The organism is Klebsiella sp. JN_Kp122 (assembly GCF_040062085.1).
Classification (GTDB): Bacteria; Pseudomonadota; Gammaproteobacteria; order Enterobacterales; family Enterobacteriaceae; genus Klebsiella; species Klebsiella aerogenes.
Genome location: NZ_JBEAHW010000036.1, coordinates 54,031 through 77,050, shown reverse-complemented (window position 1 = coordinate 77,050; position 23,020 = coordinate 54,031). Strand labels below are relative to the sequence as shown.

Annotated in this window: 23 protein-coding genes and 1 other annotated feature (1 of these 24 cut by a window edge); of the genes, 17 read left to right on the top strand and 6 right to left on the bottom strand. The window is 56.1% G+C overall.

Annotation, left to right across the window (positions count from 1 at the left end):
* Positions 1-29: 29 nt before the first annotated feature.
* From deoC to deoD, 4 genes are all read left to right on the top strand, one after another.
* Positions 30-809: a deoxyribose-phosphate aldolase gene (gene deoC / locus ABLU78_RS14815; RefSeq protein ID WP_015368381.1), complete on the top strand. Its 780-nt coding sequence runs from the start codon at positions 30-32 to the stop codon at positions 807-809.
* Between the two features lie 113 nt (positions 810-922).
* Positions 923-2,245, top strand: coding sequence for a thymidine phosphorylase (gene deoA, locus ABLU78_RS14810; RefSeq protein WP_015368380.1), 1,323 nt, complete (start codon positions 923-925; stop codon positions 2,243-2,245).
* Between the two features lie 52 nt (positions 2,246-2,297).
* Positions 2,298-3,521, top strand: coding sequence for a phosphopentomutase (gene deoB / locus ABLU78_RS14805; protein ID WP_015368379.1), 1,224 nt, complete (start codon positions 2,298-2,300; stop codon positions 3,519-3,521).
* A gap of 197 nt (positions 3,522-3,718) precedes the next feature.
* Positions 3,719-4,438 carry a purine-nucleoside phosphorylase gene (deoD, locus tag ABLU78_RS14800; RefSeq protein WP_002887789.1) on the top strand — a complete coding sequence of 240 codons (720 nt, stop codon included), beginning with the start codon at positions 3,719-3,721 and terminating at the stop codon, positions 4,436-4,438.
* A gap of 78 nt (positions 4,439-4,516) precedes the next feature.
* On the opposite strand, the gene lplA is transcribed toward deoD, so the two are convergent.
* Together lplA and ABLU78_RS14790 are read right to left on the bottom strand one after the other, a co-directional pair.
* Positions 4,517-5,533: a lipoate--protein ligase LplA gene (gene lplA, locus ABLU78_RS14795; protein WP_032713278.1), complete on the bottom strand. Its 1,017-nt coding sequence runs from the start codon at positions 5,531-5,533 to the stop codon at positions 4,517-4,519.
* 17 nt (positions 5,534-5,550) lie between these two features.
* On the bottom strand, positions 5,551-6,183 hold the full coding sequence (locus ABLU78_RS14790) for a YtjB family periplasmic protein (protein WP_015368377.1): 633 nt from the start codon (positions 6,181-6,183) through the stop codon (positions 5,551-5,553).
* 104 nt (positions 6,184-6,287) lie between these two features.
* Between ABLU78_RS14790 and serB the strand changes: the two genes are divergently transcribed.
* From serB to nadR, 3 genes are all read left to right on the top strand, one after another.
* A complete protein-coding gene (gene serB / locus ABLU78_RS14785) occupies positions 6,288-7,259 on the top strand; it encodes a phosphoserine phosphatase (protein ID WP_015368376.1) in 972 nt (323 codons plus the stop codon).
* Between the two features lie 9 nt (positions 7,260-7,268).
* On the top strand, positions 7,269-8,651 hold the full coding sequence (gene radA / locus ABLU78_RS14780) for a DNA repair protein RadA (RefSeq protein WP_015368375.1): 1,383 nt from the start codon (positions 7,269-7,271) through the stop codon (positions 8,649-8,651).
* 67 nt (positions 8,652-8,718) lie between these two features.
* Positions 8,719-9,951, top strand: a complete 1,233-nt coding sequence (nadR, locus tag ABLU78_RS14775; protein WP_020079664.1) for a multifunctional transcriptional regulator/nicotinamide-nucleotide adenylyltransferase/ribosylnicotinamide kinase NadR — start codon at positions 8,719-8,721, stop codon at positions 9,949-9,951.
* 97 nt (positions 9,952-10,048) lie between these two features.
* Here nadR and ettA read toward each other — a convergent pair whose 3' ends face one another.
* Positions 10,049-11,716 (bottom strand): energy-dependent translational throttle protein EttA, encoded by a 1,668-nt coding sequence (gene ettA, locus ABLU78_RS14770; RefSeq protein WP_015368373.1) that lies wholly within the window; start codon positions 11,714-11,716, stop codon positions 10,049-10,051.
* A gap of 219 nt (positions 11,717-11,935) precedes the next feature.
* On the opposite strand from ettA, the gene sltY reads away from it, so the two are divergent.
* Both sltY and trpR read left to right on the top strand, forming a co-directional pair.
* Entirely contained in the window at positions 11,936-13,873 is a 1,938-nt protein-coding gene (gene sltY / locus ABLU78_RS14765) for a murein transglycosylase (protein WP_032709839.1), read from the top strand.
* Between the two features lie 87 nt (positions 13,874-13,960).
* A complete protein-coding gene (trpR, locus tag ABLU78_RS14760; RefSeq protein WP_015368371.1) occupies positions 13,961-14,287 on the top strand; it encodes a trp operon repressor in 327 nt (108 codons plus the stop codon).
* Here the strand turns inward: trpR and yjjX are convergent.
* Positions 14,274-14,789 carry an inosine/xanthosine triphosphatase gene (gene yjjX, locus ABLU78_RS14755; protein ID WP_015368370.1) on the bottom strand — a complete coding sequence of 172 codons (516 nt, stop codon included), beginning with the start codon at positions 14,787-14,789 and terminating at the stop codon, positions 14,274-14,276. The two genes, trpR and yjjX, sit on opposite strands and share 14 nt — an antisense overlap.
* 113 nt (positions 14,790-14,902) lie before the next feature.
* On the opposite strand from yjjX, the gene gpmB reads away from it, so the two are divergent.
* The gene (gpmB, locus tag ABLU78_RS14750) at positions 14,903-15,550 is read left to right on the top strand and encodes a 2,3-diphosphoglycerate-dependent phosphoglycerate mutase GpmB (RefSeq protein WP_048230087.1); all 648 of its coding nucleotides are present in this window, start codon (positions 14,903-14,905) and stop codon (positions 15,548-15,550) included.
* On the opposite strand, the gene robA is transcribed toward gpmB, so the two are convergent.
* Complete coding sequence (gene robA, locus ABLU78_RS14745; protein WP_015368368.1) at positions 15,547-16,416, bottom strand: MDR efflux pump AcrAB transcriptional activator RobA; 870 nt, start codon at positions 16,414-16,416, stop codon at positions 15,547-15,549. The two genes, gpmB and robA, sit on opposite strands and share 4 nt — an antisense overlap.
* 208 nt (positions 16,417-16,624) lie before the next feature.
* Here robA and creA point away from each other — a divergent pair, with 208 nt between their 5' ends.
* The 4 genes from creA to creD are packed head-to-tail and all read left to right on the top strand — an operon-like array spanning position 16,625 to position 20,639.
* On the top strand, positions 16,625-17,098 hold the full coding sequence (gene creA, locus ABLU78_RS14740; protein WP_015368367.1) for a protein CreA: 474 nt from the start codon (positions 16,625-16,627) through the stop codon (positions 17,096-17,098).
* Between the two features lie 12 nt (positions 17,099-17,110).
* The gene (creB, locus tag ABLU78_RS14735) at positions 17,111-17,800 is read left to right on the top strand and encodes a two-component system response regulator CreB (RefSeq protein WP_015368366.1); all 690 of its coding nucleotides are present in this window, start codon (positions 17,111-17,113) and stop codon (positions 17,798-17,800) included.
* Entirely contained in the window at positions 17,800-19,224 is a 1,425-nt protein-coding gene (gene creC / locus ABLU78_RS14730; RefSeq protein WP_015368365.1) for a two-component system sensor histidine kinase CreC, read from the top strand. Before creB ends, creC begins: the two co-directional genes overlap by 1 nt.
* 59 nt (positions 19,225-19,283) lie before the next feature.
* On the top strand, positions 19,284-20,639 hold the full coding sequence (gene creD / locus ABLU78_RS14725) for a cell envelope integrity protein CreD (RefSeq protein ID WP_348820603.1): 1,356 nt from the start codon (positions 19,284-19,286) through the stop codon (positions 20,637-20,639).
* Positions 20,640-20,704: 65 nt separating this feature from the next.
* Here creD and arcA read toward each other — a convergent pair whose 3' ends face one another.
* Positions 20,705-21,421, bottom strand: a complete 717-nt coding sequence (arcA, locus tag ABLU78_RS14720; protein WP_002887843.1) for a two-component system response regulator ArcA — start codon at positions 21,419-21,421, stop codon at positions 20,705-20,707.
* A 95-nt stretch (positions 21,422-21,516) separates the two neighbouring features.
* On the opposite strand from arcA, the gene yjjY reads away from it, so the two are divergent.
* From yjjY to thrL, 3 genes are all read left to right on the top strand, one after another.
* Positions 21,517-21,657, top strand: a complete 141-nt coding sequence (gene yjjY / locus ABLU78_RS14715) for a protein YjjY (protein ID WP_001541509.1) — start codon at positions 21,517-21,519, stop codon at positions 21,655-21,657.
* A 396-nt stretch (positions 21,658-22,053) separates the two neighbouring features.
* Entirely contained in the window at positions 22,054-22,740 is a 687-nt protein-coding gene (locus ABLU78_RS14710; RefSeq protein ID WP_032706622.1) for a tRNA/rRNA methyltransferase, read from the top strand.
* 210 nt (positions 22,741-22,950) lie between these two features.
* Positions 22,951-23,019, top strand: coding sequence for a thr operon leader peptide (gene thrL, locus ABLU78_RS14705; RefSeq protein ID WP_004222578.1), 69 nt, complete (start codon positions 22,951-22,953; stop codon positions 23,017-23,019).
* Positions 22,958-23,020: a sequence feature (Thr leader region), on the top strand; it runs 56 nt beyond the window's last position. (Overlaps the previous gene by 62 nt.)

The window sequence follows — 23,020 nt, the reverse complement described above, 5'->3', positions numbered from 1 at the left end:
GAACCGGCAATACGCCGTCGGAGTATGAAATGACTGATTTGAAAGCAAGCAGCCTGCGCGCGTTGAAACTGATGGATCTGACCACCCTGAACGATGACGACACCAATGAGAAGGTGATCGCTCTGTGTCATCAGGCGAAAACGCCGGTGGGAAATACCGCTGCGGTCTGCATCTACCCGCGTTTTATCCCGATTGCCCGTAAGACGCTGAACGAACAAGGAACGCCGGATATCCGCATCGCGACGGTGACTAACTTCCCGCATGGTAATGACGATATCGATATCGCGCTGGCGGAAACCCGCGCGGCAATCGCTTATGGCGCGGATGAAGTGGATGTGGTTTTCCCGTACCGCGCGCTGATCGCGGGTAACGAGCAGGTGGGTTTTGATCTGGTGAAAGCCTGTAAAGAAGCCTGTGCGGCGGCGAATGTGCTGCTGAAAGTGATCATCGAAACCGGCGAACTGAAAGAAGAAGCGCTGATTCGTAAGGCGTCTGAAATCTCTATTAAAGCGGGCGCGGATTTCATCAAAACTTCTACCGGTAAAGTGCCGGTGAATGCGACGCCGGAAAGCGCGCGCATCATGATGGAAGTGATCCGCGATATGGGCGTTGAGAAAACCGTTGGCTTTAAACCTGCCGGCGGCGTGCGCAGCGCGGAAGATGCGCAACAGTTCCTGGCGATTGCTGATGAACTGTTCGGCGCCGACTGGGCCGATTCCCGTCACTACCGTTTCGGCGCATCCAGCCTGTTGGCTAGCCTGCTGAAAGCCCTGGGTCACGGCGACGGTAAGAGCGCCAGCAGCTACTAATCCCTTGATACGCCGGATGGTGCTGCGCTTATCCGGCCTACGAATGGATGCCTGTAGGCCGGATAAGGCGCTCGCGCCGCCATCCGGCAATTTATACTATTTGGGAGGTTACCGTGTTTCTCGCACAAGAAATTATTCGTAAAAAACGTGATGGTCATGTATTAAGCGATGAAGAAATTCGCTTTTTCATCAACGGTATCCGCGATAATACTATCTCTGAAGGACAGATCGCCGCGCTGGCGATGACCATCTTCTTCCATGATATGTCTATGCCGGAACGTGTCTCGCTGACCATGGCGATGCGGGATTCAGGAACCGTTCTCGACTGGAAAAGCCTTAACCTCAACGGCCCGATCGTCGATAAACACTCGACCGGCGGCGTGGGTGACGTCACCTCGCTGATGCTGGGGCCAATGGTTGCCGCCTGCGGCGGTTACGTACCGATGATCTCCGGGCGTGGTCTCGGCCATACCGGCGGTACGCTTGATAAACTGGAAGCGATCCCGGGTTTTGATATTTTCCCGGACGACGCGCGTTTCCGCGAAATTATTAAAGATGTCGGCGTGGCGATTATCGGGCAGACCAGCTCGCTCGCGCCGGCTGACAAACGTTTCTATGCCACCCGCGATATTACCGCGACGGTGGATTCCATCCCGCTGATTACCGCGTCTATTCTGGCCAAGAAACTGGCGGAAGGTCTGGACGCGCTGGTGATGGACGTTAAAGTCGGCAGCGGCGCCTTTATGCCGACTTATGAGCTTTCAGAAGCGCTTGCCGAAGCGATCGTTGGCGTCTCCAACGGCGCCGGCGTGCGCACGACCGCACTGTTAACGGATATGAACCAGGTGCTGGCCTCCAGCGCGGGTAACGCCGTTGAAGTTCGCGAAGCGGTACAGTTCCTGACCGGCGAATACCGCAACCCGCGCCTGTACGACGTCACCATGGCGCTGTGCGTGGAAATGCTGATTTCCGGCAAGCTGGCGGCGGATGACGCCGAGGCGCGCGCGAAATTGCAGGCGGTGCTGGATAACGGTAAAGCGGCAGAAGTCTTTGGCCGCATGGTGGCGGCGCAGAAGGGGCCGAGCGACTTTGTCGAAAACTATGCGAAATACCTGCCGACGGCAATGCTGAGCAAAGCGGTCTATGCTGAAGGCGCCGGATTTGTCTCTGAAATGGATACCCGCGCGCTGGGGATGGCGGTGGTGTCGATGGGCGGCGGTCGTCGCCAGGCTTCCGATACTATTGACTACAGCGTTGGCTTTACCGATATGGCGCGCCTTGGCGATAAAGTTGATGGCGAACGTCCGCTGGCGGTGATTCATGCGAAAGATGAATCGAGCTGGCAGGAAGCGGCTAAAGCCGTGAAAGCGGCAATAAAACTGGACGCCCACGCCCCAGAAATTACACCGACGGTCTATCGCCGTATCACCAAGTAGCGATATACTGATCTGATCGCTTTTTTGCAGCGCATGATGTATGGAGAACAAGATGAAACGTGCATTTATTATGGTGCTGGACTCCTTTGGGATTGGCGCAACGGAAGACGCTGACCGCTTTGGCGATGTTGGCGCCGATACCCTGGGCCACATTGCAGAAGCCTGCGCCAAAGGTGAAGCTGACAATGGTCGTAAAGGCCCGTTGAATTTACCTAACCTGACCCGTCTGGGTCTGGTGAAAGCGCATGAAGGTTCTACCGGTAAAATTGCCGCCGGTATGGACGGTAATGCCGAAGTTGTTGGCGCCTATGCCTGGGCGCATGAACTCTCTTCTGGTAAAGATACGCCGTCTGGCCACTGGGAAATCGCCGGCGTGCCGGTGCTGTTTGACTGGGGCTACTTCAGCGATCACGAGAACAGCTTCCCGCAGGAACTGCTGGATAAACTGGTTAAGCGCGCGAACCTGCCGGGCTACCTCGGCAATTGCCACTCTTCCGGTACCGTGATTCTGGACCAACTGGGTGAAGAGCATATGAAAACCGGGAAACCGATTTTCTATACCTCTGCTGACTCGGTGTTCCAGATCGCCTGTCACGAAGAGACTTTCGGCCTCGACAAGCTGTATGAGCTGTGCGAAATCGCCCGTGAAGAGCTGACCGAAGGCGGCTATAACATTGGCCGCGTGATTGCTCGTCCGTTTGTTGGCGACAAAGCCGGTAACTTCCAGCGTACCGGTAACCGTCACGATCTGGCGGTCGAGCCGCCGGCGCCGACCGTGCTGCAGAAGCTGGTCGACGAGAAAAACGGCCACGTGGTTTCCGTGGGTAAAATCGCCGACATCTACGCCAACTGCGGCATCACTAAGAAAGTGAAAGCCACCGGGCTGGACGCGTTGTTCGACGCGACCATCAAAGAGATGAAGGAAGCGGGCGACGAGACTATCGTCTTCACTAACTTCGTCGATTTTGACTCCTCCTGGGGCCACCGTCGCGACGTCGCTGGCTACGCGGCGGGTCTGGAGCTGTTCGACCGTCGTCTGCCGGAGCTGATGGAGCTGGTTGGGGAAGACGACATTCTGATCCTCACCGCCGACCACGGCTGCGACCCGACCTGGACCGGTACCGACCACACCCGCGAACACATTCCGGTGCTGGTGTACGGCCCGAAAGTGAAGCCGGGTTCGTTAGGCCACCGCGAAACTTTCGCCGATATCGGCCAGACGCTGGCGACATACTTTGGTACGTCGCCAATGGAATACGGTAAAAACATGCTGTGATACCCGTTGTCTTTCGCGCTGTAGATGCGTTGACTTCATTCGCTCACCCCGGTCACATAGTTAATCTATGCTCCCGGGGATTCACGAATTCGTCGCCTTCCTACAACGCGAAATCCTTAGGGTATTTGAATACGTTTTGTAGGCCTGATAAGGCGTAGCCGCCATCAGGCCCGAACAATTTATATAAGGATAAAACGATGGCCACCCCACACATTAACGCAGAAATGGGCGATTTTGCTGACGTAGTTTTGATGCCGGGCGACCCGCTGCGCGCGAAGCACATTGCAGAAACCTTCCTCGAAGACGTGCGTGAAGTGAACAACGTGCGCGGCATGCTGGGCTTCACCGGTACCTACAAAGGCCGCAAAATCTCCGTGATGGGCCACGGTATGGGGATCCCATCCTGCTCTATCTACACTAAAGAGCTGATCACCGATTTCGGCGTGAAGAAAATCATCCGCGTCGGCTCCTGCGGTGCGGTACGTGAAGATGTCAAACTGCGTGATGTGGTTATCGGCATGGGCGCGTGCACCGACTCTAAAGTCAACCGTCTGCGTTTCAAAGACCACGACTTCGCGGCGATTGCCGATTTCGGCATGGTGCGTAACGCGGTAGACGCGGCGAAGGCGCTGGGCGTTGACGCGCGCGTTGGCAACATCTTCTCCGCTGACCTGTTCTATACGCCGGATCCGTCTATGTTCGACGTGATGGAAAAATACGGCATTCTGGGCGTGGAAATGGAAGCGGCCGGCATTTATGGCGTAGCGGCTGAGTTCGGTGCGAAAGCGCTGACCATCTGCACCGTTTCCGATCATATCCGCACTCACGAGCAGACCACTGCCGCTGAGCGTCAGACCACCTTCAACGATATGATCAAAATCGCGCTGGAGTCCGTACTGCTGGGTGATAAAGAGTAAGACCTGTTGTGCCGGGTGGCGGCTTCGCCTGACCCGGCCTACGGTTTCCAGGCCCGCTAAGCGCAGCGGGCTTTTTTATTAGCGCACCGCGCCGGCCAGCCACGCCGACAGTTCTTTCAGTTCCGCTTCCTGCTCAGGGAAATCGGCGAGCAGCGCCTCACACTGCTGCTGTAATATTTCCGCCCGATACTGACAACCGACTAACCGTGCCGCCAACGCCTCGAGCGGCGCCGGGTTCAGGCTATCGGTAAAAGCCTGGGCGCGGGTGATATGGCCCTTCTCGACGTCAAAATGCAGCTCGACGCCGCCCCAGCGAAAGCGCTCATCCAGCAGGTGGGAGAAAGCGGGCGCCTGGCCGAAGTTCCACTCCCAGCTGCTCTGGCGGGCGAAGGTCTCGGCAAAATTCGGCAGATCCGGCGTGTTGTCCGGCGAAATGACTTCCGCCTCTACCCGTTCGCCGTAATGGCTGAAAAATGCCTCCTGAATGGCTTCGCAAATCTGCTGATGGGTAATGCCCGGCAGGAGTTCAACCAGGTTCGCTACGCGCCCGCGTACCGAGGTAATGCCCTTGGCCTGCAGCTTTTTTTTGTCCGGATTAAGATAGTTGGCGAGACGGCTTAAGTCGGCGTTTAGCAGCAGGGTGCCATGATGAAAACCGCGGTCCATCGTTTCGCGATAGGCGGATCCGGAAACCTTGCGGTCGCCATTGTCGGTTTTCACGACCAGATCGTTGCGCCCGGAAGCCTCGGCGGTCACGCCAAGCGAATTCAACGCCGCGAGCACGATAGCGGTAGAAACGGTTTTGTCGTATTCCGGTTTGCCCGCCATAAAGGTAAAGCAGGTATTGCCGAGGTCGTGGAATACCGCGCCGCCGCCGCTGCTGCGCCGGGCCAGCCGGACGTGGTCCTCTTCCATGCGCCGGGTATTGCACTCCTTCCACGGGTTCTGCGCGCGGCCAATCACCACGGTGTCGGCGTTGCGCCACAGAAACAGTACCCGTTGGGTGGCCGGCATCTGGCGGAAAATACACTCCTCGACCGCGAGGTTAAACCAGGGGTCGTAGGAATCGGAGAGCAACAGGCGGAGCGTCGGCATAGGATATCCTTTTCTGATTAATCTTTATCTTCGTCCTGGACGGGCTTATTGGCGGTGAGCAGGAAGGGCGACTGCTGCCAGCGGGTACGTTTGCCCTGCAGCAACGTACGGGTCAGCACCACGCCGATGGCCAGCGACAACAGCAGCATCAGGCGTAAGATATTGGTGGTATTATCCACCTGTTTCGCCTCGGTGGCCAACGTGTGGGTATCCAGCGTCAGGCGCAGATAGCCGACCGGGCCGTTTTTGCCGAGGATCGGCTCGACGATTTGCTGGTTAAAGTAGCCGCCGGCTTTTTTGCCGTCCAGCGCCAGGCGGTCGCGCACATCGACGCTTTCGCCGGAGCGGGCCACCAAATCGCCTTGTTCATCATATACTCCGGCATCGAGCACCCGGCTTTTGTCCGTCAGCTGTTCCAGCAGGCGGGTAATGCGCTTTTCGTCGGGCGTTTCGCTGCGCATCAGCGGCGCCAGGTTCAGCGTAACCTGCTGCGCCAGCGTTCGCGCCAGCTCTTCCAACTGCGGATTACGCTGCTTTTGGCTATTCTGACTGAACCACGAGGCGCCCTGCATCAGCGCGACGAGAAGCGCGAGACAGATCAGAACAATGACGGCGCGATGCAGTCGGAATTTCAGTTTTGCTCGTACCATATTCCACCTTTGAAAATTTGCAGCTTAATGTTGCCAGAAGCGCTGGTTACAAGGTAGCCTCATGCGTTATTTTCCTCGCCTGAATGAAGAGATGTGGAGCCGTAATGCCTAACAGTTTGACCTGGTGCGACCTGCCCGAAGATGTTTCCTTGTGGCCTGGGTTGCCGCTTTCCCTAAGCGGCGACGAGGTCATGCCGCTGGATTATCACGCCGGGCGCAGCGGCTGGCTGCTGTATGGTCGCGGTCTCGATAAACGTCGGCTGACGGCGTGGCAGCGCGAGCTCGGCGCGGCGCTGGTTATCGTCTCTTCCTGGGTCGTGGAAGACTATCAGGTGATTCGCCTGGCGGGTTCGCTGACGCAGCGCGCCACGCGCCTGGCCCACGAGGCCGGGCTGGACGTCGCGCCGCTGGGCAAAATCCCGCATCTGCGCACGCCGGGCCTGTTGGTGATGGATATGGACTCCACGGCGATTCAGATCGAATGTATCGATGAAATCGCTAAGCTTGCCGGCACCGGCGAACTGGTTTCGGAAGTGACCGAACGCGCGATGCGCGGCGAGCTCGACTTCACCGCCAGCCTGCGCCAGCGCGTCGCCACCCTGAAAGACGCCGACGCGAACATTCTGCTGCAGGTGCGGGAAGCGCTGCCGCTGATGCCGGGGCTGACCCAACTGGTGCTGAAGCTGGAAACGCTGGGCTGGAAGGTGGCCATCGCCTCCGGCGGCTTTACCTTCTTTGCCGAATATCTGCGCGATAAGCTGCATCTCGACGCGGTATTCGCCAACGAGCTGGAAATTATGGACGGCAAGCTCACCGGCAACGTGATCGGCGACATCGTTGACGCCAAATATAAAGCCAATACTCTGCGTAAACTGGCGGAAAAATATGAAATTCCGTCGGCGCAAACCGTGGCGATTGGCGATGGCGCCAACGATCTGCCGATGATCAAGGCGGCAGGTCTCGGCATTGCCTATCATGCGAAACCAAAAGTCAATGAACAGGCGGAAGTCACCATCCGCCACGCTGACCTGATGGGGGTATTCTGTATTCTCTCCGGCAGCATGAATCAAAAGTAAGAGGTTAACGTGGCGAAAGCTCCAAAACGCGCATTTGTCTGTAATGAATGTGGTGCGGATTATCCGCGCTGGCAGGGGCAGTGCAGCGCCTGCCATGCCTGGAACACCATCACCGAGATGCGCATCGCCGCCTCGCCGCAGGTGGCGAGAAACGAGCGTCTGTCAGGCTACGCCGGGAATGCCGGCGTGTCGAAGGTACAGAAGCTATCGGAGATAAGCCTGGAGGCGCTGCCGCGTTTCTCCACCGGATTTAAAGAGTTCGACCGCGTACTCGGCGGTGGCGTCGTGCCGGGCAGCGCCATTCTGATCGGCGGCAACCCCGGCGCCGGGAAATCGACGCTGCTGCTGCAAACCCTCTGTAAGCTGGCCGAAGGGATGAAAACGCTGTACGTCACCGGGGAAGAATCCCTGCAGCAGGTAGCGATGCGCGCGCATCGTCTCGGCCTGCCGACGGCGAATCTGAATATGCTCTCGGAGACCAGCATCGAGCAAATTTGCCAGATTGCCGATGAAGAAAAGCCGCAGCTGATGGTCATCGACTCCATCCAGGTGATGCATATGGCTGATGTCCAGTCGTCGCCGGGGAGCGTGGCCCAGGTACGTGAAACCGCGGCCTATTTGACGCGCTTTGCCAAAACTCGCGGCGTGGCGATTGTGATGGTCGGCCACGTCACCAAAGATGGCTCGCTGGCCGGTCCGAAAGTACTGGAACACTGTATTGACTGTTCGGTGCTGCTGGACGGCGATGCCGATTCCCGTTTCCGCACGTTGCGCAGCCATAAAAACCGCTTTGGCGCGGTCAACGAACTCGGCGTCTTCGCGATGACCGAGCAGGGCCTGCGCGAAGTCAGCAACCCCTCCGCCATCTTCCTCAGCCGCGGCGATGAAGTTACCTCCGGCAGCTCGGTCATGGTGGTATGGGAAGGCACCCGCCCGCTGCTGGTTGAGATTCAGGCATTGGTCGATCACTCAATGATGTCTAATCCGCGTCGCGTAGCGGTAGGCCTGGAACAGAACCGTCTGGCGATCCTGCTGGCGGTGCTGCACCGTCATGGCGGCCTGCAGATGGCCGATCAGGACGTCTTCGTCAACGTGGTTGGCGGGGTCAAAGTCACTGAAACCAGCGCCGACCTGGCGCTGCTGCTGGCGATGGTCTCGAGCCTGCGCGATCGTCCGTTGCCGCAGGATCTGGTGGTTTTTGGCGAAGTCGGATTAGCCGGTGAAATTCGTCCGGTGCCAAGCGGCCAGGAGCGCATTTCCGAGGCGGCGAAGCATGGGTTCCGTCGCGCCATTGTTCCAGCGGCCAATGTGCCCAAAAAAGCGCCGGAAGGGATGCAAATCTTTGGCGTGAAAAAACTGGCCGATGCGCTGAGCGTTTTTGACGACTTATAATGATACCCGTCATACTTCAGGGTATGACGGGTAGCAAACCCGAGTTTGCAGGAGGCACGCATAAACTATGTCGTCATTCGACTATCTGAAAAACGCCATTAAGCAAAAGGGTTGTACGCTGCAGCAGGTGGCGGAAGCCAGCGGGATGACCAAAGGTTATCTCAGTCAGCTATTAAACGCGAAAATCAAAAGCCCGAGCGCCCAGAAGCTCGAAGCGTTACACCGCTTTCTCGGCCTTGAATTCCCGCGCAAACAAAAAAGCGTCGGGGTGGTTTTTGGTAAATTTTATCCGCTGCATACCGGGCATATTTACCTGATTCAGCGCGCCTGTAGCCAGGTCGATGAGCTTCATATCATCATGGGCTATGACGACACTCGTGACCGCGAGTTGTTCGAAGAGAGCGCCATGTCGCAACAGCCGACGGTTCCCGATCGTCTGCGCTGGCTGCTGCAAACCTTTAAATATCAAAAAAACATTCGCATCCATGCCTTCAATGAAGAGGGGATGGAGCCGTACCCGCACGGCTGGGATGTCTGGAGCCGTGGGATCCGCGCCTTCATGAGTGAAAAGGGAATCGAGCCAAACTGGATTTATACCTCAGAAGAGGCCGATGCGCCGCAGTATCTGGAGCATCTGGGGATCGAAACCGTGCTTATCGATCCGAAGCGAACCTTCATGAGTATCAGCGGCGGCCAGATCCGCGAAAACCCGTTCCGCTATTGGGAATATATTCCGACTGAGGTAAAACCGTTCTTTGTGCGTACGGTGGCGATCCTAGGCGGCGAGTCGAGCGGTAAATCGACGCTGGTGAATAAGCTCGCCAATATCTTCAATACTACCAGCGCCTGGGAGTATGGCCGCGATTACGTCTTCTCACACCTCGGCGGCGATGAAATGGCGTTGCAGTATTCCGATTACGATAAAATCGCGCTGGGGCACGCACAGTACATTGATTTCGCGGTGAAATACGCCAATAAGGTGGCGTTTATCGATACCGACTTCGTCAGCACTCAGGCCTTCTGCCTGAAGTACGAAGGCCGCGAACATCCGTTCGTGCAGGCGTTAATCGATGAATATCGCTTTGATCTGGTGATCCTGCTGGAAAACAACACGCCGTGGGTAGCCGATGGGCTGCGTAGCCTCGGCAGTTCGGTAGATCGCAAAGAGTTTCAGACGCTGCTGGTGTCGCTGCTGAAAGAAAACGACATCGAATTTGTCCACGTGGAAGAGTCGGATTACGATGCCCGGTTCCTGCGCTGCGTTGAGCTGGTGAAGCAGTTGATGGGCGAGCAGGGGTAGGCTTTTTGCCGGATGGCGGCGTGAACGCCTTATCCGGCCTACAAGTGCTACACGCCTGGTAGGCCGGATAAGCGTAGCGCCATCCGGCACTTACAGATTACTTGGCAATGCGTTTGTACTTGATACGCTTCGGTTCCAGTGCATCGGCGCCGAGGGTGCGTTTCTTGTACTCTTCGTACTCGGTAAAGTTACCTTCGAAGAACTCAACTTTACCTTCATCCTGGTAATCCAGAATGTGGGTCGCGATACGGTCAAGGAACCAGCGGTCGTGCGAGATAACCATGGCGCAACCCGGGAACTCCAGCAGGGCGTTTTCCAGCGCGCGCAGGGTTTCGATATCCAGGTCGTTGGTTGGTTCATCGAGCAGCAGGACGTTACCGCCGACCTGCAACAGCTTCGCCAGGTGCAGACGACCACGCTCACCACCGGACAGTTCGCCAACGCGTTTGCCCTGGTCGACGCCTTTGAAGTTAAAGCGGCCAACGTAGGCGCGGCTTGGCATCTCGGTGTTGCCGATCTTCATGATATCCAGTCCGCCGGACACTTCTTCCCAAACGGTTTTGCTGTTGTCCATCGCGTCGCGGAACTGATCGACGGAAGCCAGTTTAACGGTTTCACCCAGCGTGATGGTGCCGGAATCAGGCTGTTCCTGGCCGGACATCATGCGGAACAGGGTGGATTTACCCGCGCCGTTCGGACCGATGATACCAACGATAGCGCCTTTCGGTACGGAGAAGCTCAGATCGTCAATCAGTACGCGGTCGCCGTAAGATTTGCGCAGATTGCTGACTTCCAGAACTTTATCGCCCAGACGCGCTCCTGGCGGAATGAACAGTTCGTTGGTCTCGTTACGTTTCTGGTATTCGACGTTGTTAAGCTCTTCAAAGCGCGCCAGACGGGCTTTGCCCTTAGACTGACGGCCTTTCGCGCCCTGGCGAACCCACTCGAGTTCTTTCTCGATAGATTTGCGGCGTGCGGCTTCCTGAGAAGCTTCTTGCGCCAGACGTTGATCTTTCTGCTCCAGCCAGGAGGAGTAGTTGCCTTCCCACGGAATACCTTCGCCGCGGTCAAGTTCGAGGATCCAACCGGCGACGTTATCGAGGAAGTAACGGTCGTGGGTAATCGCCACCACGGTGCCTTCGAAATCGTGCAGGAAGCGTTCCAGCCAGGCGACGGATTCGGCGTCGAGGTGGTTGGTCGGTTCGTCGAGCAGCAGCATGTCTGGTTTTTCCAGCAGCAGACGGCACAGCGCGACGCGGCGGCGTTCACCACCAGAAAGATTAGCGATCTTCGCATCCCAGTCCGGCAGGCGCAGGGCATCGGCCGCACGCTCCAGCTGTACGTTCAGGTTATGGCCGTCGTGCGCCTGGATGATCTCTTCGAACTTGCCCTGTTGCGCGGCAAGCTTATCGAAGTCGGCATCCGGCTCGGCGTATTTGGCATAAACTTCGTCCAGGCCTTTCAGCGCGTTAACCACTTCGGCGACCGCTTCTTCAACGGATTCGCGCACGGTGTGCTCCGGATTCAGCTGCGGCTCCTGCGGCAGGTAGCCGATTTTGATACCGGGCTGCGGGCGCGCTTCACCTTCGATCTCGGTGTCGATACCGGCCATGATGCGCAGCAGGGTAGATTTACCGGCGCCGTTCAGACCGAGAACACCGATTTTCGCGCCAGGGAAGAAACTGAGGGAGATATTTTTCAAAATATGACGTTTCGGCGGAACCACTTTGCCGACACGATGCATGGTATAAACGAATTGAGCCACGTTGGACTTCGCCTCTTTCTATTCTGATAGATAGTTCAAAGGCGAAGTGTAGCCTTTTTCGCGCGGTAATCCCAGCGAGGCGACAGGATTCACAGAAGCGTAAAAAAATGTTCAGGACATGGCATGTTTTCAGTTGTCTGATTAGCATAACTAAGCAATACCTGAATTTTTTGAAGCGGCACGATGCCGCGGTGATGCACCAAACTAGAGGAAGAGCTTGTGGAAAAAGCCAAAACTACGGCATGGCGTCTTCTGGCTGCCGGCGTGAGTCTGCTGACGCTAAGCCAGCTGGCGCATGCGGATTCACTGGATGAACAGCGCAGCCGCTATGCTCAAATTAAACAGGCGTGGGACAACCGCCAGATGGATGTCGTCAACCAGTTGATGCCCACGCTCAGCAGCTATCCGCTGTATCCCTACCTGCAATATCGACAAATTACCGATGACCTGATGAACCAGCCGCCGCTGGTGGTCACTAATTTCATTGCGGCGAACCCGACCCTACCGGCGGCGCGTTCGCTGAAATCACGCTTTGTTAATGAGCTGGCGCGGCGCACCGACTGGCGCGGCTTACTGGCGTTCAGCCCGGATAAACCGGCGACAACCGAAGCGCAGTGTAACTACTACTACGCCAAACTCAGCGTCGGCCAATCGCAGGAAGCGTGGAGCGGGGCGAAAGAGCTGTGGCTAACCGGCAAGAGCCAGCCAAATGCCTGCGATCCGCTGTTCAGCGCGTGGCGCGATTCCGGGCAGCAGGATCCGCTGGCCTATCTCGAACGAATTCGTCTGGCGATGAAGGCAGGCAATACCAGTCTGGTCCGCGTGCTTGCTCAACAGATGCCGTCAAACTATCAGAGCATCGCTTCGGCAGTGGTGGCGTTAGCTAACGATCCCAATAGCGTGATGACCTTTGCCCGCACCACCGGGGCCACTGACTTTACCCGCCAGATGGCGGCGGTCGCTTTTGCCAGCGTCGCGCGTCAGGATGTAGAAAACGCTCGTCTGATGATCCCGTCGCTGGTGCAGGCGCAGCAGTTGAATGAGGATCAAACCCAGGAGCTGCGCGATATTGTCGCCTGGCGCCTGATGGGCACCGATGTGACCGAAGCGCAGGCGGAGTGGCGCGATGACGCCATAATGCGTTCGCAATCAACCTCGCTGGTGGAACGCCGGGTACGTATGGCGCTCGGCAACGGCGATCGTCATGGGCTGAACACCTGGCTGGCGCGTCTGCCGATGGAGGCGAAAGAAAAAGACGAGTGGCGCTACTGGCAGGCGGATCTGCTGCTGGAGCGCGGGCGCGATGACGAAGCGAAGACGATCCTGCATTCGCTGATGCAGCAGCGCGGCTTCTATCCGATGGTTGCTGCTCAACGTCTGGGCGAAGAGTACACCTTCCGCATTGATAAAGCCTCCGGCACTATCGACCCGGCGCTGGCCTCTGGCCCTGAGATGGCGCGCGTTCGCGAGCTGATGTACTGGAACATGGACAACACCGCGCGCAGCGAATGGGCGAACCTGGTGAGCAGCCGGACCAAATCGCAACAGGCGCAGCTGGCGCGTTACGCGTTTGATCAACACTGGTGGGATCTCAGCGTGCAGGCGACGATCGCGGGTAAATTGTGGGATCAACTGGAAGAGCGCTTCCCGCTGGCGTACAACGATCTGTTCGCGCGTTACATTAGCGGCAAAGATATTCCGCAGAGCTACGCGATGGCGATTGCGCGTCAGGAGAGCGCCTGGAACCCGAAAGTGCGTTCACCGGTCGGCGCCAGTGGCTTGATGCAGATTATGCCGGGCACCGCGACGCATACCGTCAGCATGTTCAGCATCCCTGGTTATAGCGGCCCGTCTCAGCTGCTGGATCCGGAAACCAATATCAACATTGGTACCAGCTACCTGCAGTACGTCTACCAGCAGTTCGGCAATAACCGCATTTACGCTTCCGCCGCCTATAACGCCGGGCCAGGACGCGTACGCACCTGGCAGGGCAATAGCGCCGGGCGCATCGATGCGGTGGCATTTATCGAGAGTATTCCGTTCTCGGAAACCCGCGGGTACGTAAAAAACGTCCTCTCTTACGATGCCTATTACCGCTACTTTATGGGCAAGCAGGATAACTTGCTGAGCGACGCCGAATGGCGACAGCGTTACTGATCGTCCGTAAGTATGTTATTCTTTGTACTCGTTGATGAGTACATTCGACGGGCAGCCTGGCTGCCCGTCTCAACATGGCGACGTAACATGACCCAACAATCTCCCTATTCAGCGGCAGTGGCCGAACAACGTCATCAGGAGTGGCTGCGCTTTGTGGCGCTACTGCAGCAGGCCTACGCCGAAGATCTTCACCTGCCGTTACTACAGCTGATGCTGACGCCCGACGAGCGCGAAGCGCTGGGCACCCGGGTGCGTATTATTGAAGAGCTGCTGCGCGGCGAGATGAGCCAGCGCGAGCTGAAAAACGAACTCGGCGCCGGTATTGCCACGATTACTCGCGGCTCAAATAGCCTGAAATCGGCTCCGGTAGAGCTACGCCAGTGGCTGGAACAGACGCTGCTTAACGATAAATAGCGTTATGAAATGGGCTGAGCGCCAGCACTACCGCCTGATGGTAGACGCTGCTGCGCGTCAGCTTACCCGCGGTAAAGACGCCGATAGCGCCCTCTTTGCGGCCAATCTGGTCGATCCCGGTATGTTGCGACATGACCGGCCCCAGCGCTTCTCCGGCGCGAACCTGCGCAAGGATCGCCTCCGGCAGCGGCAGGGTTGCCGAGCGCGCTTCGCCACGCTGCTGCCGGCTCTCAATCACTACCCAACTGAAGGTGCTGCCTTCGTCGATCCCGGCTTCGATCGCCACCCAAAAATCGGCTTCCGGCTGTGCGAGCCGGGCATTAGCGACGCGATTTCGTGCGCCAGCCCGCGTTTCCTCGCTGCCGAAGGGTTGTTCCGGCACGCCGCTCTCGACGGCGACGGACTCAATATGGCAGGATCCTTCGCCGAAGATCTCGTTAAAAGCCTGCAGAATTGCCTGAATTTTGGCGGGATTAGTGGTAGCTGAGACAACATGGTGCATAATCAAAACAACTCAGAATTAATTAACGTCATCGCAGTATACTCTAAATCACTCTGGCGGCAGCCGATCGCGCTGCTCGTTGAATGATGAAGGGTTCAGAACGGAAAATAAGCATGTTACAGGTATACCTTGTTCGCCACGGTGAAACGCAGTGGAACGCCGAGCGACGTATTCAAGGCCAGTCCGATAGTCCGCTGACCGCTCACGGTGAGCGCCAGGCATGGCAGGTTGGCGAGCGCGCCAGAACGCTGGGGATTACCCATATTATCGCCAGCGACCTCGGTCGTACCCGCCGCACGGCAGAAATTATCGCCGAAGCCTGCGGTTGCGGCGTCGTTACCGATCCGCGCCTGCGCGAGCTGGATATGGGGGTGCTGGAGAAGCGCCATATCGACTCGCTTAGCGAAGAAGAGGAGGGCTGGCGCCGTCAGCTGGTCAACGGTACGCCGGATGGCCGCATTCCGCAGGGCGAATCCATGCAGGAGCTGAGCGAGCGTATGCGCGCGGCGCTATCGTCTTGTCTGGAGTTACCGCCAGAGAGCCGGCCGCTGCTGGTGAGTCATGGGATGGCGCTGGGCTGTCTGGTGAGTACGATCCTCGGACTGCCTGCTTATGCGGAGCGTCGTTTGCGCCTGCGCAACTGTTCGATTTCACGCGTTGATTACCAGCAGAGCCCGTGGCTGGCGTCAGGATGGGTGGTGGAGACCGCGGGGGACGTCTCGCATCTCGATGCCCCCGCGATGGACGAACTGCAGCGTTAACGACGAATCGGAATCAGGTACTCGCAGCGCAGCTGAATTGGCGTGGCCTGGTTCCGGTTATCATCTTCCGGATAGAAACGTTCAATATCCAGACCCTTGCGGCGGGTGAGGTTGAGCATCGGCATACAGGTGCCGTACACCGTCAGAATAAACTCCTGCAGCCCAGTACCTAACCCTTCGTAGGTGAACATCACGTACTCGCCGCCTTCCAGAATCACCGGATGGGAATTATGCAGGTGTCCGTTCGCCAGCTCTGGCGTCAGTGCGGTGGTGTAGAAGACCTCCTGCTCGTCATCTTTTTCCAGGCTTGGACGCGGTTCATGCAGGCCGTACAGCGTCGGCGGAATGCTGGGCGCGTTGCCGAGGAATTCGCGCCAGAACTGAACGCGCATCTGGTTACGGAATTCAGAAATCTCTTCCAGCTTACAGGTATAGCTTTGGGTCACGCCGACCAGTTGCGTGGTGTTCAGGGTGACAAACTCATGCTTCGGCATGGTAAATTCACCGAGGCGCAGCGGTGGACGCATCCCAAATGAGCTCCAGTCCGCAGAACGGCGATAGAGCGCGGGGGTCAGGTTAAACTGTTTTTTAAAGGCGCGGGTAAACGTCTGCTGAGAATCGAAGCGGTACTGTAGCGCGATGTCGAGGATCGGACGTGCGGTCAGGCGTAGCGCAACGGCGGATTTTGATAGACGACGTGCGCGAATATAGGCACCGATAGCTTGACCCGTGACGTCTTTAAACATACGTTGCAAATGCCACTTGGAATAACCTGCCTTCGCCGCCACATTATCCAACGAGAGGGGCTGATCCAGGTGACCTTCCAGCCAGCTCAGGAGATCGCGAATAATCCCAGCTTGATCCATAAAATGTCCCCATCCTTTAAACTCAGGTACCTATATTAAGGTAGCGGATAATAGCATTTTTTGATGTTTTAGCATTCAGTGTTTTTTTTGCTTTTAAATGCGATTATCTGGTGGATATCGTTAGTAATTTTGTAAAGCTGTGATCTTTAAACCTTTTCCACAGCGTTTGTGATTATCACGCAGCGGAATTTTAAGAAATGGTAACAATATGAAATACAAGAAGTTAGTAGCAGGGTTGTTCTTACTGGCGGCGGGCCAACTGGCGCACGCCGAGCAAATCGGCTCCGTCGATACGGTATTTAAATGGCTGGGGCCGGATCACAAAATCGTGGTCGAAGCCTTCGACGATCCCGATGTACAGAACGTCACCTGCTATATCAGCCGGGCAAAAACCGGCGGCATTAAAGGCGGGTTGGGGCTGGCGGAGGATACCTCAGACGCCGCCATCTCCTGTCAGCAGGTCGGGCCGATTGAGCTGACGGACAAGATCAAAAACGGCAAAAGTCAGGGCGATGTCGTGTTCCAGAAACGTACCTCGCTGGTGTTCAAAAAACTGCAGGTCGTTCGCTTCTTTGACGCTAAACGTAATGCGCTGGTCTATCTGACCTATTCGGATAAAGTGGTCGACGGCTCGCCGAAGAATGCCATCAGCGCCGTGCCAATTATGCCCTGGAATAAATAAACGGGAGTCGCAATGCAACAGCCACGGATTTGGTTAGTTGAGGATGAACAGAGTATCGCCGATACCCTTGTTTACATGCTGCAGCAGGAAGGATTCGACGTGACCGTTTTCGGACGCGGGTTGCCCGCGCTTGATGCGGCGCTGCATCAGATCCCGGATTTAGCGATCCTCGACGTTGGTTTGCCCGATATTAGCGGCTTTGAACTATGCCGACGACTGCTGGCGCGCCATCCGGCATTGCCGCTATTGTTTCTGACCGCACGCAGCGAAGAGGTTGATAAGCTGCTGGGACTGGAAATTGGCGCTGATGACTACATCGCCAAACCATTTTCGCCGCGCGAAGTTTGCGCGCGGGTGCGTACTGTTCTGCGTCGGCTACAGAAATTTTCAGCTCCTTCGCCGGTGGTGCGCGTTGGCGAGTTCCTGCTGGATGAGCAGGCGATGGCGATAAGCTGGTTTGGCCAACCGTTGAATCTGACGCGTTACGAATTCCTGCTGCTGAAAACCCTAATCAACGCTCCCGGTCGCGTATTCTCCCGCCAGCAGCTGATGGAACTGGTGTGGAGCGATGCCTACGAGAGTATCGATCGCACCGTCGATACCCATATCAAGACCCTGCGCGCCAAGCTGCGGGCGGTGAATCCGAATGTTAACCCTATTAATACGCATCGCGGTTTGGGCTATAGCCTGGGAGGCTGTTGATGCGTATCGGGATGCGCCTGCTGCTGGGTTATTTTTTGATTGTCGCCATTGCCGCGTGGTTTGTGCTCTCAATATTTGTGCAGGAAGTCAAACCGGGCGTGCGTAGGGCAACGGAAGGCACGCTTAACGATACCGCAACGCTACTGGCGGCGCTGGCTCGTGATGACCTGCTTTCGGCAAACCCGCAGCAAGGGCGGTTGGCGCAGGCGTTTCAGTCGCTTAATCAGCAGCCCATCAACGCCAATATCAGCGGTATCAGGAAAATGCGCAATGAGTATCGCGTCTATCTGACGGATGCTCAGGGAAAGGTGGTGTTTGACTCCAGCGGGCAGGCGGTGGGCCAGGATTATTCGCGCTGGAACGACGTCTGGCTGACCCTACGCGGCCAGTACGGCGCGCGCAGCACGCGCAGCGATCCTGATGATGATAATAGCTCAGTCATGTACATTGCCGCACCGGTAATGGATAACGGCCGTATCATCGGCGTGGTGAGCGTCGGCAAACCTAATCTGGCCATGACGCCGGTGATTAAACGCAGCGAGCGGCGGATCCTGTGGGCTGGCGGCGCGTTGTTGGGGATCGCTTTACTGATCGGCGGCGGGATCGTCTGGTGGATTAACTTCTCAATTGGCAAACTGGTTCGTTACGCCGATTCGGTGACCGCCGAGCGTCCGTTACCTCTACCGAACGTCGGTAGTCGCGAGCTAAGCAAGCTGGCGCAGGCGCTGGAGAGCATGCGCGTGAAGCTTGAAGGCAAAAACGCGATTGAAAACTATGTCTACGATCTCACGCATGAACTCAAAAGCCCTCTGGCGGCCATTCGCGGCGCGGCGGAGATCCTGAGCGAGGCGCCGCCGCCCGAGATCGCCGCGCGTTTCACCGCCAATATTCTTGCGCAGAATACGCGCATGCAACTGCTGGTGGAAAAACTGCTGCAGCAGGCGCGGCTGGAAAATCGTCTGGAGATAACGCCGCAGTTGGTTTCGGTTGATGCGCTTTTCCAACGTCTGGCGGAAGACCGCGACATTGCGCTGACGGCGAAGGCCATCACCTTACGCTGGCAGGAGAGCGGGGTAACGGTGAATGGCGATAGCGAACTACTGGGGCAGGCGCTGGGCAATCTTATCGACAATGCGATTGACTTTACCCCGTACGGCGGTGAAATTTCCCTGGCGGTAGAGATGCGTAATGAAGAGGCGTGGTTGAGCGTCACGGATAACGGTAGCGGAATTCCTGATTTTGCGCTGGAGCGCATCTTTGAACGCTTTTACTCGCTGCCGCGGGATGACGGCCATAAAAGCAGTGGTCTTGGCCTGGCGTTTGTTCGTGAAGTCGCGCGTCTACATCAGGGCGATATTAGTTTGCACAATCGCCCTGAAGGCGGCGTGGTCGCGACGCTACATCTTCACCGTCCCTTCACATAACTTCAAACACACTGCACATAGCCCCCTTACAGTGAGCCCATCACGATTGGGAGAAGGCTATGATGAAATCACCGTTGTTCTGGAAAATTAGTACGTTGTTGGGCTGTATTTTGCTGTTGTCCGTGCCGCTGATGATGGTCAGAGCGCTTATTGTCGAGCGGGCGGACTATCGTAGCGATGTTGTGGATGCGATAGAGCACAGCACCAGCGGTTCACAAAAGCTGGCCGGGCCGCTGATCGCCATCCCGGTAACCGAGACGCTGACCCGAATGGAGAACCAAAAAGAGGTCGAATATCAGCGTCGCTGGATCTACTACTGGCTACCGGAATCGCTGGCGGTCAGCGGCGCGCAAAATGTGGAGTCGAGAAAAGTCGGCATTTACTGTGGGCAGGTCTGGCATAACACCCTGCAAATTAAGGCGCAGTATGATCCTACGCGGCTGACGGAGCTGAAAAAAGCGAATACCACGTTAGGAAAGCCGTTTTTAGTTCTCAGCGTGAGCGATGCCCGCGGCATCGGCGCCATCAACGCGCCGGTCATTAACGGTACGGCACTGGTCGTTGAACCGGGGCTGGGATTGAACGGCGGCGGTATGGGCATTCATATGCCGATGCCGGTATTAACCGCAGACAACAAACCGCTGGAGATTGCTTTTACCCTCGATCTTAATGGTACCGGCGACTTCTCTGTCGTACCGTTGGGCCGCAACAGCGAGCTGCGGCTAACCAGTAACTGGCCGCATCCGGGATTCCTGGGCAACTTCCTGCCTACAAAGCGCGAAGTGAGCGCCTCGGGTTATAGCGCGCACTGGCAAAGCAGCTGGTTCGCCAACAATATGGGCAGCTATTTCAACGATGATACCGATATTGAATGGCCGCGTTTACCCGCCTTCAGCGTGGACGTGATGTCGCAGGCCGATCAATATCAGCTCACCGACCGGGCGACTAAATACGCCATCCTGTTAATCGCGCTAACTTTTATGGCCTTCTTCGTTTTCGAGAGCCTGACGCATCGCCGTCTGCATCCAATGCAGTATCTGCTGGTGGGGTTATCGCTGGTGATGTTCTACCTGGTGTTGCTGGCGCTCTCGGAACATGTTGGGTTTACGCCTGCCTGGGTCGTTGCCAGCCTGATTGGCGCGGTGATAAACGGCGTTTATTTACAGGCGGTACTGAAAGGGTGGCGTAATAGTCTGTTATTTGTTGCAGCGCTACTGCTGCTGGATGGCGTGATGTGGTTACTGTTGCGTTCTGAGGATAGCGCGTTGCTGCTCGGCACCGGGGTTCTACTGTTGGCGCTGTGCGCGTTGATGTTCCTGACCCGCCGCGTGGACTGGTACGCCTTGTCACTACCGCAAAGCAATCCGCAAAAACCGCAAAGTAAGGATGAAGACACGTTACGTATCTGGAAGTAAAAGAGAGATAAAAAAACAGCGCCAGAAGGCGCTGTTTTTGCATTATAGCTGCGGCATAACCGAAGTTATTCCTGCAGATCGCCACAGAAGCGGTAACCTTCACCGTGAATAGTGGCGATGATTTCCGGGGTATCCGGCGTGGATTCGAAATGCTTACGAATGCGACGAATGGTCACGTCCACGGTACGGTCATGCGGCTTAAGCTCGCGACCGGTCATTTTCTTCAGCAGCTCTGCGCGTGACTGGATTTTGCCCGGGTTTTCGCAGAAGTGCAGCATCGCGCGGAATTCACTGCGCGGCAGCTTATACTGCTCGCCGTTTGGGCTCACCAACGAACGGCTGTTGATATCCAATTCCCAACCGTTGAACTTGTAGCTCTCAACGCTGCGACGCTCTTCGCTCACGGTACCGAGGTTCATGGTACGGGAGAGCAGGTTACGCGCGCGGATAGTCAGTTCACGCGGGTTAAACGGTTTAGTGATATAGTCATCGGCGCCGATTTCGAGGCCAAGAATTTTATCAACTTCGTTGTCGCGGCCGGTAAGGAACATCAGCGCGACGTCAGCCTGCTCACGCAGTTCACGCGCGAGCAGAAGACCATTTTTACCTGGCAGGTTGATATCCATGATCACCAGGTTGATATCATTTTCAGACAGGATCTGATGCATTTCCGCGCCATCGGTCGCTTCGAATACATCATAACCTTCTGCTTCGAAAATACTTTTTAACGTGTTGCGTGTTACCAACTCGTCTTCAACGATAAGAATGTGCGGGGTCTGCATGTTTGCTACCTAAATTGCCAACTAAATCGAAACAGGAAGTACCAAAGTCCCTGACCTGCCTGGTACATGCCACAAATTAACATGTCCGGCGTAACATGACTAAAGTACGTAATTGCGTTCTTGATGCACTTTCCATCAACGTCAACAACATCATTAGCTTGGTCGTGGGTACTTTCCCTCTGGACCCGACGGTGTCAAAAACGGCTGTCATCCTAACCATTTTAACAGCAACATAACAGGCTAAGAGAGGCCGAACACCCAATAAAACTACGCTTCGTTGACATATATCAAGTTCAATTGTAGCACGTTAACAGTCTTGTGAAATCATTGCATCGATTTGCGACTTATCGTCACATTTCTTACACAGCTCAATTAGTTGCAACTATGAATTAATAAATGCAGTGAATCCAAAGCCTGTGGGCAAATGAAAACTGAAATATCATTGCCAAACATATGGATAAATGCGTTCTGTTAACATACTCCGTATTGGCGTCCAATGTGAACAGTTTAGTTTTTTTTAAGAGTAAGAAAGCCCATTTTTAGTGATTTTTGTTGCAAATTTGTAAATTTTCGCCGCGTAAAATGAGGGAGACCGCAGAGTCGCGCCGCGTAAGAGGATAAAGAGAAGCACAATGCGTTTATCAATTATTTTGGTGGCGCCCGCCAGGGCGGAGAACGTGGGCGCGGCGGCGCGAGCGATGAAAACCATGGGATTCAGCGAATTGCGGATTGTCGATAGCGAAGCGCATCAGCAGCCCGCCGCGCGCTGGGTGGCGCATGGTTCGGGAGATATTTTAGATAATATAAAAACCTACCCGACGCTTGAGCAGGCCCTGCACGATGTCGACTTTACCGTCGCCACTACCGCCCGCAGTCGCGCGCGTTTTCACTACTACGCCACGCCGCAGCAGTTGCTACCGCTGCTGGAAGAAAAAGCACAATGGATGAAACATACGGCGCTGGTCTTTGGCCGTGAAGATTCCGGATTAACTAATGATGAACTGGCGCTGGCCGATGTGCTTACCGGCGTGCCGATGGTCGCCGATTATCCCTCCTTGAATCTTGGGCAATCGGTGATGGTGTATTGCTATCAGCTGAGCTCACTGCAGCAGCAGACTGCGGTTCAGCAGCCTGAAACCGACGAAAAACAACTGCAGGCGCTTCGTCAGCGGGCGCTTTCACTACTTGGACGGTTGGGGGTCGATGACGACATGAAACTGGCCGACTGGCTACAACAGCGAATCGGCCTGTTACAGCAGCGCGACACCGCCATGCTGCATCGTTTGTTGCATGATATTGAAAAAAGTCTCCCGGAATAAAATACCGCAATAAGTTTTTTTTATAGTTTTGTGTACTGATTGCAATAGCAACAGGCTGGTAATGCGGCGGAAATATGGGGGCGCTGTGGCGGAATGATGGTGTTGGTTGAAAAGTCGCCAATTTAGAAATTCGTTGACTTAAGCAGGCAGATACTTTAACCAATATAGGCAGGACACAAGACAGATAAAAATACAGAGTACACAACATCCATGAATCGCATCGGCATGATTACCACCATTATCACCACCACCATTACCACAGGTAACGGTGCGGGCTGAC

Bases quoted from the DNA above. Each gene is read 5' to 3' on its own strand.
- gpmB (WP_048230087.1), top strand. From the start codon at position 14,903: ATGTTACAGGTATACCTTGTTCGCCACGGTGAAACGCAGTGGAACGCC.
- yjjX (WP_015368370.1), bottom strand. From the start codon at position 14,789: ATGCACCATGTTGTCTCAGCTACCACTAATCCCGCCAAAATTCAGGCA.
- yjjY (WP_001541509.1), top strand. From the start codon at position 21,517: ATGACTAAAGTACGTAATTGCGTTCTTGATGCACTTTCCATCAACGTC.
- nadR (WP_020079664.1), top strand. From the start codon at position 8,719: ATGTCGTCATTCGACTATCTGAAAAACGCCATTAAGCAAAAGGGTTGT.
- creC (WP_015368365.1), top strand. From the start codon at position 17,800: ATGCGTATCGGGATGCGCCTGCTGCTGGGTTATTTTTTGATTGTCGCC.
- ABLU78_RS14790 (WP_015368377.1), bottom strand. From the start codon at position 6,183: ATGGTACGAGCAAAACTGAAATTCCGACTGCATCGCGCCGTCATTGTT.
- robA (WP_015368368.1), bottom strand. From the start codon at position 16,416: ATGGATCAAGCTGGGATTATTCGCGATCTCCTGAGCTGGCTGGAAGGT.
- creD (WP_348820603.1), top strand. From the start codon at position 19,284: ATGATGAAATCACCGTTGTTCTGGAAAATTAGTACGTTGTTGGGCTGT.
- arcA (WP_002887843.1), bottom strand. From the start codon at position 21,421: ATGCAGACCCCGCACATTCTTATCGTTGAAGACGAGTTGGTAACACGC.
- trpR (WP_015368371.1), top strand. From the start codon at position 13,961: ATGACCCAACAATCTCCCTATTCAGCGGCAGTGGCCGAACAACGTCAT.
- deoC (WP_015368381.1), top strand. From the start codon at position 30: ATGACTGATTTGAAAGCAAGCAGCCTGCGCGCGTTGAAACTGATGGAT.
- deoB (WP_015368379.1), top strand. From the start codon at position 2,298: ATGAAACGTGCATTTATTATGGTGCTGGACTCCTTTGGGATTGGCGCA.
- lplA (WP_032713278.1), bottom strand. From the start codon at position 5,533: ATGCCGACGCTCCGCCTGTTGCTCTCCGATTCCTACGACCCCTGGTTT.
- serB (WP_015368376.1), top strand. From the start codon at position 6,288: ATGCCTAACAGTTTGACCTGGTGCGACCTGCCCGAAGATGTTTCCTTG.
- creB (WP_015368366.1), top strand. From the start codon at position 17,111: ATGCAACAGCCACGGATTTGGTTAGTTGAGGATGAACAGAGTATCGCC.
- ABLU78_RS14710 (WP_032706622.1), top strand. From the start codon at position 22,054: ATGCGTTTATCAATTATTTTGGTGGCGCCCGCCAGGGCGGAGAACGTG.
- deoD (WP_002887789.1), top strand. From the start codon at position 3,719: ATGGCCACCCCACACATTAACGCAGAAATGGGCGATTTTGCTGACGTA.
- creA (WP_015368367.1), top strand. From the start codon at position 16,625: ATGAAATACAAGAAGTTAGTAGCAGGGTTGTTCTTACTGGCGGCGGGC.